The 13,373-nt window shown below is 43.2% G+C and carries 13 protein-coding genes; 7 read left to right on the top strand and 6 right to left on the bottom strand.

From position 1 onward, the window contains the following. Positions 1-110: 110 nt before the first annotated feature. The 5 genes from DW182_RS17690 to DW182_RS17670 all read left to right on the top strand — a co-directional run bounded on the left by DW182_RS17690 (position 111) and on the right by DW182_RS17670 (position 5,913). Positions 111-2,042, top strand: a complete 1,932-nt coding sequence (locus DW182_RS17690; RefSeq protein ID WP_118296369.1) for an LruC domain-containing protein — start codon at positions 111-113, stop codon at positions 2,040-2,042. Positions 2,043-2,155: 113 nt separating this feature from the next. Then, positions 2,156-3,256, top strand: coding sequence for a cytochrome-c peroxidase (locus tag DW182_RS17685; protein ID WP_118296368.1), 1,101 nt, complete (start codon positions 2,156-2,158; stop codon positions 3,254-3,256). 596 nt (positions 3,257-3,852) lie between these two features. Further along, positions 3,853-4,275 (top strand): nucleotidyltransferase substrate binding protein, encoded by a 423-nt coding sequence (locus DW182_RS17680; RefSeq protein ID WP_118296367.1) that lies wholly within the window; start codon positions 3,853-3,855, stop codon positions 4,273-4,275. Continuing rightward, the gene (locus tag DW182_RS17675) at positions 4,268-4,588 is read left to right on the top strand and encodes a nucleotidyltransferase family protein (protein WP_182427899.1); all 321 of its coding nucleotides are present in this window, start codon (positions 4,268-4,270) and stop codon (positions 4,586-4,588) included. The genes DW182_RS17680 and DW182_RS17675 overlap by 8 nt, the downstream gene beginning before the upstream one ends. 152 nt (positions 4,589-4,740) lie before the next feature. Continuing rightward, the gene (locus DW182_RS17670; RefSeq protein WP_118296365.1) at positions 4,741-5,913 is read left to right on the top strand and encodes a glycosyltransferase family 2 protein; all 1,173 of its coding nucleotides are present in this window, start codon (positions 4,741-4,743) and stop codon (positions 5,911-5,913) included. A 15-nt stretch (positions 5,914-5,928) separates the two neighbouring features. On the opposite strand, the gene DW182_RS17665 is transcribed toward DW182_RS17670, so the two are convergent. From DW182_RS17665 to DW182_RS17645, 6 genes are all read right to left on the bottom strand, one after another. Then, the gene (locus DW182_RS17665; protein ID WP_118296364.1) at positions 5,929-6,372 is read right to left on the bottom strand and encodes an N-acetylmuramoyl-L-alanine amidase; all 444 of its coding nucleotides are present in this window, start codon (positions 6,370-6,372) and stop codon (positions 5,929-5,931) included. A gap of 6 nt (positions 6,373-6,378) precedes the next feature. Continuing rightward, positions 6,379-6,474, bottom strand: a complete 96-nt coding sequence (locus DW182_RS22185) for a smalltalk protein (RefSeq protein ID WP_158580815.1) — start codon at positions 6,472-6,474, stop codon at positions 6,379-6,381. 94 nt (positions 6,475-6,568) lie between these two features. Then, positions 6,569-7,075 carry a DNA-binding protein gene (locus DW182_RS17660; protein WP_118296363.1) on the bottom strand — a complete coding sequence of 169 codons (507 nt, stop codon included), beginning with the start codon at positions 7,073-7,075 and terminating at the stop codon, positions 6,569-6,571. 160 nt (positions 7,076-7,235) lie between these two features. Next, a complete protein-coding gene (locus DW182_RS17655; protein WP_118296362.1) occupies positions 7,236-7,481 on the bottom strand; it encodes a DUF4248 domain-containing protein in 246 nt (81 codons plus the stop codon). Positions 7,482-7,535: 54 nt separating this feature from the next. After that, the gene (locus DW182_RS17650) at positions 7,536-9,350 is read right to left on the bottom strand and encodes an AAA family ATPase (RefSeq protein ID WP_118296361.1); all 1,815 of its coding nucleotides are present in this window, start codon (positions 9,348-9,350) and stop codon (positions 7,536-7,538) included. Between the two features lie 174 nt (positions 9,351-9,524). Further along, the gene (locus DW182_RS17645) at positions 9,525-10,481 is read right to left on the bottom strand and encodes a DUF4373 domain-containing protein (RefSeq protein WP_233564178.1); all 957 of its coding nucleotides are present in this window, start codon (positions 10,479-10,481) and stop codon (positions 9,525-9,527) included. Between the two features lie 701 nt (positions 10,482-11,182). Here DW182_RS17645 and DW182_RS17640 point away from each other — a divergent pair. Further along, entirely contained in the window at positions 11,183-12,343 is a 1,161-nt protein-coding gene (locus DW182_RS17640; protein ID WP_118296359.1) for a glycosyltransferase family 4 protein, read from the top strand. A gap of 21 nt (positions 12,344-12,364) precedes the next feature. Beyond that, entirely contained in the window at positions 12,365-13,243 is an 879-nt protein-coding gene (locus DW182_RS17635) for a glycosyltransferase family A protein (RefSeq protein WP_118296358.1), read from the top strand. Positions 13,244-13,373: the final 130 nt, after the last annotated feature.

Genomic DNA, 13,373 nt, shown 5'->3' with positions numbered 1-13,373 from the left:
TTGTATATGCTACTTCTTTATCTGAACAAAAACTTGTATATCTTGTTATTTGTATTTATATTTGTAGCCAAATAAGAGTTTGTCGAATTGTAGTACTAATATATATAGGTATGAAACAACGAAAGATGAAACAGATTGTGTTCCTGTCCCTTATGTCAGTGCTTCTACTGGGTAGCTGCACGGATAGAGATGTGTATCAGGGAGGAGGAGAGGAGACCGGTAAGAATACCCCTCTCAAGCCTTCGGAAGTTTTTGACTTCAGCATGATGCAGCAGGTAAAAGTAAATGTGGACTACGGGTTTACAAGTGATTATTATATCACTTTTGACCTTTATAGTCAAGCCCCTATGAAGGAAGAAAATGATTCATGGGTAAAAGATGAATCACTGTCTCCCGTTTACTCGGCTCCTACTGACAAGAAAGGACGATATTCAGGTACAGTTGAAATCCCTTCAGATATTACGGAAGTATGGCTCTACACTGATTATTTAGGTGCTATTTCACCGGTTAAGTTGACTATTTCTAATGGTGAGATAAACTATAATCAGAAAGCGTACATTGCTGCGTTGCAAGCTAAGACAAGAGGTACAACGGCCGGTGGCTACAAGTACCTGGATGATTGGAGCATTCTGCCTGGAGTGGATTGGGACATGTATGGTATGCCTAATAATGTGGAAGCTGATTTAAGTATTCCGCCGGCCGCTACCTTGTATAGCATCAAAGAAATCTACGCTAAGAAAGCTGGAAAGACGATAAAGGACTTTTATCCGGCATGGTTCGAAGGTAATATCACGTCCGAAATTAAAATTATTAAAGAGACAGAGTTGAGTCTTGTCTTCATTGCAAGTAGTGCCAGCTGGAATAATGCTGTAGGCTATTTCTCTTATCCTACAGGTTCGATTCCGACTCCGGATAATGTTAAGAAAGTGATAGCATTTCCTAATGCTTCCGCTATTTCTAAAACATCCGATGGTCAGCGTGCAGGGGCATTACTGTGCGGACATGAAGTGAAACTTAAATATTGGAATTCTGAAAAACAGCAGTTTGAAGATAAATTTCCTGCTAATGTTTCGATTGGTTGGTGTCTGGAAGGAAACGGATTTAATAATGGTGATATTGTGAGACGCTCCTATGGTGGAACCCGCTATTCATACAGTTCGATGAACTCGGATAATTCACAACGTGTAGTGGCACTGCGTGATTCGGAAACAGATCAACTTGTAGCTATCGGTTTTGAAGACAACGTCGATTTTGATTATTGCGATGCAACATTCTATCTGAAGATTGCAGAATCGAGTGCCATTGATCCGGGTGGCCCGGAATTGCCTCCGGTGAATCCTCCCAGCAATGTTACCACTACTTATAAGGGAACTTTAGCTTACGAAGACCAATGGCCGGCACAAAGAGACTATGACATGAATGATGTGATGGTAACTTATCAATCGACTCTTTACCGGAATGTTCTAAATAGTAAAATATATAAGATTGTAGACGAGTTTACCCCTCTCCATAGTGGCGGTACACACATTTGCGGTTTTGGATATCAACTCCATAATCTTGCACCCGATAGAGTAAGAAGTATCGAAGTTTCGGGTCCTGACGGTTGGAAAATAGAGACGGATCAATCGCATCCTACTGTAATCCTGTTTGATAATATGAAAAGTGTTTTAAATCAGAAGTTTACCGTAACCACTGAATTGGCAGATGTAGATTTGAGTCAGGTGACACCTCCCTACAATCCTTTCATATTCGTTAATGGTAGAAGCAGGGAAGTGCATTTGGTAAATTACGCACCTACGGATAAGGCTGATGAGTCATTCTTTAATACGAGTGATGATATGTCAAATATCAATGAAGGTATCTATTATATCACCCGTTATGGAGAAGAAGTAGATATCATGCCATTTGCTATAAATCTTCCAACTCTTGATTTTGAAGTTCCTACGGAGTCTGTAAAGATATATGATACTTATTCTGGTTTTATTGATTGGGTGAAATCAAAAGGTACTACAAATAAAGATTGGTATAAGAAGAAAAAATAACTAAACGTTTTTTCGATAGAAAAAGAGTTTTATCTATGTTTTATCATAGATGAAACTCTTTTTTTTTATACTTTTGTTTAGTTAATGTCAATCAACCGAAAAACACTATTGATATGAAATTGCAAACACTACTTTCCGTTTTATTTTATAGCGGACTTATTTACGGATTCTTATCTTGTACTGGCAATGCTCTCTCATTGCGTGCCCGTAAGGAGGCCTTAGGTAAACTCATTTTTCAGGATACCCAACTTTCTGAACCTGCCGGACAATCTTGTGCCACTTGCCACACTGCTGCTAATGGATTTGCCGATCGTGATTTCCGTATCATTTCCGAAGGTGCAGTTTCCGGACTCTATTCCCAACGTAATGCCATGACCATCTGTTACTCTATGTACGTTCCCCCTCTCTACTTTGATGAAGATGAAGAAACCTATGTGGGTGGACTCTTTTGGGACGGTCGTTCTCCTTCCTTGCAGAATCAGGCAGGCGAACCTTTTCTTAATCCCGTAGAGATGGGCAATCCTGATACTTGTGCTGTTGTTATGAAAATCCGCCGTGCTCCTTATTATTCCGAATTGGTCCGTATTTATGGTGAAACCTCCAATGCGGATTCCCTTTATGCTCACATCACAGACGCACTTGCTGCTTACCAGCAATCTGATGAAGTGAATCCCTTTTCTTCTAAATACGATGCCTGGGAAAAGGGAGAATATGCTTTTACTGATTCCGAACTTCGGGGTATGAATCTTTTTAAGGATAAAGGAATGTGTGCCGAATGTCACGTTCTGGATAAGGATGAGCGTGCCGGACGAGTACTCTTCACCGATCATACGTATGATAATCTGGGCATACCGCGTAATCAGGAGAATCCCCATTTACGTGTTCCTGCTGATTATTTCCTTTTGACTTCGGATAGCATCGACCTCGGTTTGGGAGCTATTGTAAGTAAAGAAGAAGAGAACGGCAAGTTTCGTGTACCCACTTTGCGCAATATAGCTTTGACGGCTCCCTATGGACATAACGGTTATTTCAAAACCCTCAGGGAGATTGTTCACTTCTATAATGTGCGTGATGTCAGTGATGAATTTCCATCTGCTGAATATCCTGCTACGATTAATCGCGATGAGTTGGGAAATTTGGGTCTGACTCCGGAAGAGGAGGAAGACCTCGTAGTGTTTATGGAAACGCTGACAGATGTAGCGTCTCAAAAGTAAATACTGGAAGTTTATGGCTATTATTACTGGGGGGAGGAGTTGATAGTCGATTTGCTTGATATATGCTTTGTCAAGCATGCGCAATTGCAAACAAAGCTGGATAAACTTAAAAATATGTTATAAAATACATGCTTTTTCGTGCAACTGTTTGCGCACACGGAAAATCTTCTTACCTTTGTATCGCAGTTGGGAAACTGCTCATGATTTTGACTTTTTTTTAAATAATTTTAGTTTTAAGTTTTCAATAAAGGATTAGTTAGGGTAAAAAGATTAGTTAATAGTTTTTTCATAGGCTAAAATTTGGATTAAGAAAATAGGTAATTAGGTATATAAAGGTAAAAGAGAAAGTTTGTTTTTATAGGTAATTAGAAGTTTTATTTTTGGTAAAAAGAAGATTGATTTTTAGGTAACAATGATGCAGTTTAAAAGAAAAGCCTCTAAGGCTTTTCTTACAGAGGCGAGAGGTTCGTGAGAGCTTGCTCGTTTTTTTTGTTACATACTTCTCTTTTTATAACTATTGTTCGGTTTTTATTTCTTTTTTGTATCTTTGTTGCAATTGTATTCAAATGAATACTTTAAAGCAAAGATAGACGAGTATGGAAGAAATAAGCAGTCAAGATATACGTTGGAAACAACGTTTTCAGAATTACGAGAAGGCATTCAAACGTTTATCTCGTGCTATAGAAGTTGTGAAAGCCACTCCCGATGATGATTTGTTGCAATCCGGGCTTGTTCAGACTTATGAGTACACATTTGAGCTGGCATGGAAAACATTGAAGGATTATCTCACATTAGAGGGGTTTGAAGTGCGTTCTCCTCGTGAAGCGATTCGCCAAGGTTTCCAGAGTGGATATATCATGAATGGCGAAGATTGGTTGCAGGCATTGGCCGACCGTAATCTGACCACTCATATTTATGATGATGAAATTATTATTCGGGTATTGAATGATATCTTTGAGCGTTATTTTTTTCTGCTTCAAGACTTCTATGTTTCTTTTAAAGGAAAAACGGATGAATAAGATCCTGTGGCAACAATATGGATTGAGTGAAATAAACGGGAAGCGTATCATTGACGTTCTTTCTCGTTTTTCAGAGGTGCAGGAAGCTGTCTTGTTCGGTTCGCGTGCCAAAGGTAATTATAATCGGGGATCGGACATTGATATTGCTGTAAAAGGCATCATTTCTAAAGATGTGTTGTCGGCATTGCTTGTTGCTTTCGATGAAACGGTTCTGCCCTATTTTGTGGATATAGTGGTTTATGGACATATCAAAAATTTGGCGTTGAAGGAGCATATTGATAGAATTGGAGTTTGCATTTATTCAGTGGCATGAGAATGCATACCGGACGATATGCGTGTCATCCGGGCTTGCTCGTTTTTTTATGTCCCAAAGTGAAAAATGGGACATTTTCTTTTTTTAAGAAATGATGATTATTTCAGTCATTCTTTGTATATTTGTAGCATCATCTACATAAAAGATTAATTTTGGAACAGATACTGCTTATACTCGATTGGATTCTATACGTATTGTTTGCAATAAACATATTGTATTTATTGGTTTATAGCTTGGCATCGCTCCGACGCAGACCAGCTAAAATGGCTCCGGCTGAGGAACATAAACGGATTGCATTATTGATTGCGGCATATCGGGAAGATGCTGTTATAATGGATACGGTACAAGCCTGCCTGGTACAAGATTATCCGAGTGACAGATATGATGTAGTGGTGATTTCAGATCACATGCGGCCTTCTACGAATGAGAAACTGCGTGCATTACCTATAAAGCTGCTTCAGGTAGATTTCGAGAAAAGTACGAATACAAAATCTCTGAAAGCTGCCCTTGAATATCTGGGTAAGGATTCCTATGATATTGCTTTGATAATAGATGCTGATAATATAGTCAATTCCTCCTACCTTGTGGAACTGAATAATGCTTTTGCTGATCCTAAAGTGCAGGTGGTTCAAACGCATCGTGTTGCAAAGAACCTGAATACTAATATGGCCTATTTGGATGCTATCAGTGAAGAAATTAATAATTCTATATTCCGTTTAGGACATGTCAATTTAGGTATGTCGGCAGCTTTGATAGGTTCCGGCATGGCTTTCGAGTATTCATTGTTTTATAAAGCTATGATGAGCAACACTTCAGTTGGAGGGTTTGATCGGGTTTTGGAAATGAAGCTGCTTTATCATCGCATCTTTTTTCATTATTTGCCAGATACCTATGTGCTGGATGAGAAAATACAGAAAACCAAGAACTTCTATCAGCAAAGGCGACGCTGGTTGTCTGCCCAATACTATAGTTTTGGTGAATTTGTGAATCATCTGTTTCCGGCTATTCGTGATCGGAAATGGGATTTTTGTGATAAACTTTTTCAACAAGCCTCATTTTCGCGGGTGTTATTGTTGGGGTTTACCTTTATCTTTTCAGTGTGTCTTTCTATCTGGATTCCGGCATTGGCTTATAAATGGTGGGTGATATTTGGGGTGCTATTATTGGCGTTGGCTGTTGCTATTCCCCGTCGTTTCTGGAAGTGGCGCCTGGTAAAGGCTATTTGTTTTGTTCCTTATTCATTTTTGCTGATGTTTATCAATTTGTTCCGTTTGAAAGAGGCGAATAAGAAGTTTATTCATACGGCACATGGGATAGAAGAATAATAGAGAAAGAGGGGTTTACCACCCCTCTCTCTCCACTTCAAAGCACGGACATTCCTTCGTCCATTCCATCGGTTCCACTTCCCCGTTTCCATTCACATCCGGGCTCAAATCCCGATGTCCCACTACCCGTGCATCCGGATAATCCATCTTCAACGCCCGCACCAGTACCCGCAACGAATGCCGTTGCCATTCCGTCCGGGTGTCCTTTGCCAGCCCGTGACTGTCTAGTCCACCCTCATAGCAGATACCGATTGATTGAGCATTGTACCCACGCGCGTGGGCACCGACCCTCTCGACCGCGCGTGTGGACTTGATATCACCGTTGCGGCGAACGTAGAAATGATAGCCAATGCCATCAAAACCACGGAGGCGGTGGGCGGTGTCCAAGTCGTGCTCGGTAAAGGGGCGGTCCTCGCGGGTGGCACTGCAATGGATGACGATTAAATCGATCTTCCTCATACGTGTTTACAAATTCATCGCATTCGCACTAAAAGCGCCTATTATAGCCGAAGCCACTGCGATAACTACTTTCAAAATTTTGTCCCAAGTCGTTTTTTTCATAAGAGAGTTTTTTAGTGATTAATGGTTAGTAATAAATAATCAGCAGGCTGTGTAGCCTTTAATCTTTAATTTCTGAAGCTGTAGGCTTTAGATCCTATCCCAGCGGATCATCTTCAATACCGCCATCGCCGCCGGAATTTCCGCCACCGGAATTGCCGCCGGACGAGCTGCCCTCTTCGGACACTAATTCGAAGGTGATGTTGTTGGCACCCCCTTTGGTACTGGCATTACTGTCGTTCACCAGACGCAAGGTGTTGGCTACCTTGAAACGGATATTGACACGTTCGATATTTTTCACCGTACAGTCCTTGGCCACTTCGGTGGCGCGGCATTTGAAGGTGGTATGGAAAATTCCGAAACCGTCCAGGCGGACACTGTTACCGTCGGTCATCACTTGGCGCATCTGGCGCACAATGGCTTTACCGACGTGTACCACATCCTCGGCCGACATTCCGCCCAAGGCTTCGATATCCTGTGCGATGCGTTCAAGGTCGAAGATCTTTGCATCTTTCGATTTACGTTTCAGGGTGAAAACCATCGGAGATGCTGCGTCTCCGATTTTCTTGTGGCGCTGTGTGCGCACTACTAAAGCGTTTGACATGTTGAGTAATGTTTAATAGTTTGATAATCAATTTTTCAACGTTGATGCAACAAAGGTACAGCATGAGGCAAGGGAGGAGGAACGTTAAGGGACGTTACAGGACGTTATGGGAGAATAAGGGACGATAAAGTTAGATTTGAAGTGCAAAAAAAGGGGAACCTTAAGGTTCCCCAAAAACATTGACGATGAGCTGTACCTGTGCAGGCGTATAGTGCCTGCTACCGCGCTTCATTCCCGTGGCCAGCAAACGTTGTTCCAGTCCCGGAGCCGTGCGTATCCACTCGTTGAATTGCTTGACAGCGGTATGCTGGCACACCCCGCGAATGTAGCACATTGCCAGTTCGCCTTTCCCGTAAGTACGTATCGGGAAGTGGGCGTCAAGGTTTGAATCATCTTCTTTCTTCATGTGTTAAAGTTTAGGTTGTTTACCGCTATAAAATATGTGCAAATATACTGATTTTTAATCGAATAAACGACCTTGATCCGAATTATTTTTTAACCAATTTTCATTATCGAATTTGGTGTTTACCGGTCCCGGTTTGTCACCGTCCGGTCCATGCACGATGTCTTCCTCGCAGGGCCAGTATCGCCCGTTGATGCGGTTGTAGACAAACTTGGCATGGGTATAACCGCTACCCAAGTGCTTGAAACGGACTTTGTCGATGTAGACGGTGACGAGTTGTTTGGCATCGTCGCGGTTCACGCAGAGACAGTAGTCGGACATATTACCGAAGTTGGCCGAACCGTTGATGTCGTTCATCTCCACCCGGCGCAGTTCTCCGGTGGCGGTGTTGCGGTTCATCTTGCGCGGGTGCGCCACAAGGATGACCAGGCATTTATGTTGCGCGGCGAAACGGCCCAGCTTGCCCAGCAGTGAAGTGATGTACATCAGTTCCGTCTGCCCCGACTCCAATTGCTGATCCAGGCGATTCAGCGGGTCGATGACGAGGATGCGCACTCCGCGGCGGTATACCAGTTGGCGGGCTTTCTCCAGGATATGGTCGATGGTGCAGGCCTCGGTTCCCGGCAAGATGTGCGTCACGTTGGCTGTCAGCCAGTTCACAGCGTGGTTGTAGAGTTCTTCCGTCATGCCCGGACCGGGGCCGAATTGCAGTCCGGTCAACTTTTCAATCAGCTTGGCATGATGGTAATTGACCGGCAAGTTTTCGGGGCTGAAGTAGGCTATCTTCCACTCATGGCGCAGGCAGAGGCGCAGGACAAGTTCGTCGACGAATTCCGATTTCCCGTGTCCCGCCATTCCCGTAATCACTACGTTCCGTCCTGTCTCGAAAGTGCAGTTCGCATCAAAGTTTTCCCAACCCGTATCGGCACCGCGGCACAGCCCGTTTTCGAAGAGCGCACGCAGGTCTTCCCGGTAGTCCTCGGCGGTGAATACGCCTTCCAGCGGGATCTCTTCGGCTTGCGCCAGAGTGATGAGAAGACTTTCAGCGCCGTAAAGAACCAAATGTTCATTGGCGTCCTTGCATTCGGGGCCGAAGTGTACCAGGCGGCAACGTTCCGCTCCCAGGCGGCGGACGAGCTCATGGCGCAACGCTTGTCCGGCTCCGTCCTCGTCGGCAGCGATGTAGATTACTTTCTTGGGTTCGAAGTGCGTCTCTACGAACCTGTCCATCCATGTGAGGTTGCTCTGCGCACCGGCAGGCACGGAGATGACGTCTTTCCGCCCGGCAGTCATGAAGGCGCAGGCATCGAATTCGCCTTCGGTGATGATGCACTCCGGAGTGTCGGCAATGGCGTCGATATTGTATGGGATGAGTTCGGCGCCGGTCACCATTCTGAAGTGTTTCAGTGCGCTGCGGTACTTGGTATTGATGAGTACACCATTCTCGAAGTAATTGAAGCAGAGGCAGTTTTCTATTTCATTGCTACCCGGTAGTTTGATGCATTCTTCAGTGATGTGCAGTTCGGCGAGCAGGTTCTGGGCGAGACAGCGTTTTTGCGTCCAGTATTTTTCCAGTTTCTCACTCAACTTTGCTTTTGCAGGGTCGAAGGTGGGGCGGCGGAAGTGTGAGGGCAGTTGGCTGGCTTTCCGGCGTTGTTCCTGGCGTTGTTGGCGTTGGCGTTCTTCGGCATCGTCGGGCACGTAGAGTTTGTAGCCGCAGTGGTGGCAGTAGCAAAGTCCTTCGTTCAGGTTGACGGAGAGCGATTTGTCTCCTTTGTGTCCGCGGGTGTCGTTGCACTGGGGGCAGATGGTTTTGATTTTGCCGCTGTTGCGGCCTTTGGTGTCTATTCCGTACTGGTGAAAATTTCTCATTGTTCGTTTATTTGTTTTAAGTTTATTTTTTTTATCGTTTGTTAATGCCGCACTTCAACGCCCGCGATATCACATTTCGCGGGTGCCGGTGCCACACTTGGATGACCGCGAAGTGTGGCATTTGTCTTGCTGAAGTGTGGTATTGGAGGTGTTCAGGTGTGGCGTTTACTCCGTTCAGGTGTGGCGTTTTGGGGGCTTAGGTGCGGTGTTTTGTGAGTTCCACGAATGCGTTGCCTCGTTCCAGAAAGCGGTAGCGTCCGGTCGGGGCGGGGCATCATCGGGGATGGGGCAGCCCAGATAGGTGCGTTGGCCGTTGACGAGCTGCTCGTAGCGGTGGAGGTCGGGTGGGGTGGCGGATTGCTGCTTGGCGTCGAGGGCAAAGAGCGTTGCACGCAGGATTTGCGAGGTTTGTGCGGTCTTTGTGTAGTTGACGAAATAGCGGCGTGCATCGCTTTGCGTCAGCAGGTCATGCCATTTGTCGTAGATTTCAATATGCCGTTTGAAGCAGCTTACGGCCTCTTTGATGTGGCGCATCAGCAGCGTTCCGTACTCACTTTGCATGCAGACCGCTTCCAGCCAGGGTGTTTTTTCCGCCAGTTCGTCCACCAACTCCTGCCAGGGACGTACGGGTTGCAACGGTGATTGTGGGCGGCCGGAACCAGTTTCTTTTTCTTTTGCTGATGATGTTATTATATCTTTTATATTCCCTTTAAATGAATCTGTCGCTTGTTTTGCAGAATCGGTGTCTTTCAGTGAGTTAGTTGAATCTGTCGGCTGATTTTCCGCATTATTCTGAGACGTTTTTTGCTGTTTTTCGTCATTTTTTGGCTTGGAATCGGCAGATTCCCCGTCATTTTCAGCCGTTTTTTTCTCTCTTTTTTTCACGGGATTCAGCTCTTCGGCGGAGAAATATCCGTCCTCTTCAAGTTTGAAAAGTTTGTATTCCAGAATGATTTTTGTAAGGTAGGCAAAGGATATTTTTTTGCTGCTGCAGAAAGGGCGCAAATATTCCAGTTGCGCTCTGGGTTCGGGCAGCAGTGCCAGCTTTTCAATAATAATCCAGTAAGCGCCGAGACCTTTCAAGCCCTCTTTTTCGGTCAGGTTCCTCATTCGGGGATCATTCATAGCCATAAGCGAATGCTGTAGATAAAAGTTTCTTTTCATTTTTACACCATTGATTAGATTAAATATTATGGAAAAATTCTTGCGTAAAGCGGGGTTGCTTGTGGCGGCGACGGCGTTTTTTCGTAGGGTTTTCCTTTTTTGACGGTGCAAAGATAAGCACTCGATATTCTCAAATAAGCCAATTTAGGTACGGTGTTTTTTTGCTTTTTGTATTGATATATAGCAAAGTACGTTTTCTGAACAGGCAAAAAACGTACTTCTGCTAAATGATGTTAATGAGGGCTGTTTTTTTTCTTGTTTTTCATGGCTTCCTCTATTCTTTTGATCTTGTTCTTGATGGGTTCTAACTCCTTGAATTCCCGAAAGCTGGTGTCATTGTCTTTTTTGTATAACGTCTTGAGAATCTTTTTAAGGATTTGGGTTATAACTAATCTTTTGTCTGTGTGCGTGGTTACTCCATCGAATGTCCATGGTCTACTGTCTTCAACCTGGACGGTAAGTTTGAATTTTTTTCCATAATAATCATTTTTTTTTTGAACGCGGCAAAGGTAATGTTTGTCAGTCGGTATATTCCTACTTTTGGACGTTTTTTAATGACATTCATTCGCTATAAGTTTAGAAATACCTTTAGAATAAGGTATATTCAAGAAGAAATCTTATATTTGTACTCATATCTCAAAAAAAAACAGAATAGGAGGGTTATATTTATGAAATTAGTATATTGTATTCCCACGTTGTACATTTCCGGTGGCATGGAACGCGTTTTAACACTGAAAGCAAATTATTTAGCAACGTTGCCAGGATATGAAATTACTATTGTTATTACGGATGGTGGGGACAAGAAGCCCTATTTCCCTTTGAATCCTTCCATAAAAGTTAAGCAGTTAGATATAAATTTTGAAGAAATGTATCGTTATCCATTCTGGAGACGTTTTGGATTGTATAGGAAAAAACAGAATCTGTATAAGCAACGGTTGGAAGCTTTTTTAAAAGAATACAAACCGGATATCACAATTTCTATGCTGCGACGTGAAATCAATTTCCTGAATTCCCTGACAGACGGTAGTATTAAGGTGGGCGAACTGCATATTTGTAAGTTATATTACAGGAAAGTTCCGGGAAATTATCTGCCAAGATGGATCGGTAAATGGGTAGAAGACTACTGGATGGCACAATTAGTCAGGGAGTTGCGTAAACTTTCTGCCTTTGTGGTATTGACAGAAGAAGATAAACAAATGTGGACAGAAGTGAAGAATGTGTGCAATATTCCTAACCCTGCACCCTTTTTGCCACAAGTAAAATCTACCTGCGAGGCAAAGCGTGTGATTGCTGTCGGACGCTATTTTGAGCAGAAAGGTTTTGATTTATTGATTCCGGCTTGGGAAAAAGTGGTCAAAATCCATCCCGATTGGGTGTTGAGTATTTATGGAGATGGTGCGATGCGTCCTCTGCTTCAGAATATGGTGGATGAACGCCGCCTGACCAATCAATGTGTGTTGGAAGAACCAGTTTCCAATATAGAAGAAAAAATGCAGGAAAGTTCTATTCTTGTATGTAGTTCCCGCTTTGAGGGCTGGGGGATGATTTTAGTTGAAGCTATGGCTTGCGGAGTACCTGTAGTGTCGTTTGCCTGTCCTTGCGGACCGCGTGATATAATCTCGGATGGGGTTGACGGTCTTTTAGTAGAGAAGGAAAATATAGATGAACTTGCTGAAAAAATTTGCTATTTGATTGAGCATGAGGATGAGCGTAAGCGGATGGGGCAGGAGGCTGCAAAGTCTGTTCAACGTTATCGTATGGATGCTGTGGGAAACCAATGGCACAATTTGTTTGAGAAATTAATGAAGGAGAAAGAAAACGAAAAGTAATTTTATAAGAAATACAAGATTATGGGAATGTGGTATAAACCTTATCTGGCAATTTTCGATAAAGAGTGGACGAATGTTCCGGCAGGCATCAAAGATGAAATTCGAGAAAAGGTGTCACGCTTTTGTCCGGCAGAGCCCTTAGTATCCATTGTACTTATTGCGCATAATGAGGAAAAGCGTATTGCTGCTTGCTTATGGTCACTGTGTAATAATGTCTACCATTTTCCGACAGAGATTATTGTAGTAGATAATATGTCTACAGATCATACCGTTGAAGTACTCTCTGATTTGGGTGTGACTTATTTTGAGGAGCAAAGAAAGAGTCCGGGTTTTGCTCGGGCTTGCGGGCTTGAGCATGCTCGTGGTAAATATCATCTGTGTATAGATTCTGATACTTTATACCCGCCGCATTATGTTGATACGCACATCAGGCAGTTGCAGCGAAAAGATGTTGTTTGTACTTATTCTTTATGGAGTTTCTTACCGGATGAAAACCACTCATTCTGGGGGCTATTGGGTTACGAATTTCTGAGAGATATCTATTTGAATATTCAGAATATCAAACGTCCGGAAAAGAATGTGCGTGGTATGGTTTTGGCTTTTCATACGGAGCCTGCCCGTGAAGTAGGATTTCGCACCAATATAATTCGTGGTGAAGATGGCATGATGGCATTAGGCTTGAAGAAATATGGTAAACTTGTATTTATTAGGAGTAGGAAGGCAAGAGCAGTGACTTGTAATAGTACGCTTGATGGCAAAGGTTCTCTTTGGCAGAATTTTTTATTTCGCTTGAGAAAAAGTACCAAGGAATTTGCGGGCTTGTTTCATGCGCAGGAACATTATGCAGACACTCCATCTAACATGATTGAACAAGATAATCAGCAATCAAATCAAAAATAAAAAGAAAAAGGCACTTGACGGCTGAATGACTGAGGAAATAGTAGAGTTTTTTGATATATAAGAAACTTAAGTCGCTCTAATGAGAAGGCCAAACAAATAGTTGTATATTAGATTTTTGTAGTCCTGAGAC

The sequence above is a fragment of the Bacteroides sp. AM16-24 genome, from assembly GCF_003471885.1.
Taxonomy (GTDB): domain Bacteria; phylum Bacteroidota; class Bacteroidia; order Bacteroidales; family Bacteroidaceae; genus Bacteroides.
Note: the sequence above shows the minus strand (reverse complement) of the source record. Positions and strands in the feature narration are given on the sequence as shown.

What these genes read in the sequence shown, in the direction of transcription:
- DW182_RS17690 (WP_118296369.1), top strand. Translation starts at nt 111, where the DNA reads ATGAAACAACGAAAGATGAAACAGATTGTGTTCCTGTCCCTTATGTCA.
- DW182_RS17685 (WP_118296368.1), top strand. Translation starts at nt 2,156, where the DNA reads ATGAAATTGCAAACACTACTTTCCGTTTTATTTTATAGCGGACTTATT.
- DW182_RS17680 (WP_118296367.1), top strand. Translation starts at nt 3,853, where the DNA reads ATGGAAGAAATAAGCAGTCAAGATATACGTTGGAAACAACGTTTTCAG.
- DW182_RS17675 (WP_182427899.1), top strand. Translation starts at nt 4,268, where the DNA reads ATGAATAAGATCCTGTGGCAACAATATGGATTGAGTGAAATAAACGGG.
- DW182_RS17665 (WP_118296364.1), bottom strand. Translation starts at nt 6,372, where the DNA reads ATGAGGAAGATCGATTTAATCGTCATCCATTGCAGTGCCACCCGCGAG.
- DW182_RS22185 (WP_158580815.1), bottom strand. Translation starts at nt 6,474, where the DNA reads ATGAAAAAAACGACTTGGGACAAAATTTTGAAAGTAGTTATCGCAGTG.
- DW182_RS17660 (WP_118296363.1), bottom strand. Translation starts at nt 7,075, where the DNA reads ATGTCAAACGCTTTAGTAGTGCGCACACAGCGCCACAAGAAAATCGGA.
- DW182_RS17655 (WP_118296362.1), bottom strand. Translation starts at nt 7,481, where the DNA reads ATGAAGAAAGAAGATGATTCAAACCTTGACGCCCACTTCCCGATACGT.
- DW182_RS17650 (WP_118296361.1), bottom strand. Translation starts at nt 9,350, where the DNA reads ATGAGAAATTTTCACCAGTACGGAATAGACACCAAAGGCCGCAACAGC.
- DW182_RS17645 (WP_233564178.1), bottom strand. Translation starts at nt 10,481, where the DNA reads ATGGCTATGAATGATCCCCGAATGAGGAACCTGACCGAAAAAGAGGGC.
- DW182_RS17640 (WP_118296359.1), top strand. Translation starts at nt 11,183, where the DNA reads ATGAAATTAGTATATTGTATTCCCACGTTGTACATTTCCGGTGGCATG.
- DW182_RS17635 (WP_118296358.1), top strand. Translation starts at nt 12,365, where the DNA reads ATGGGAATGTGGTATAAACCTTATCTGGCAATTTTCGATAAAGAGTGG.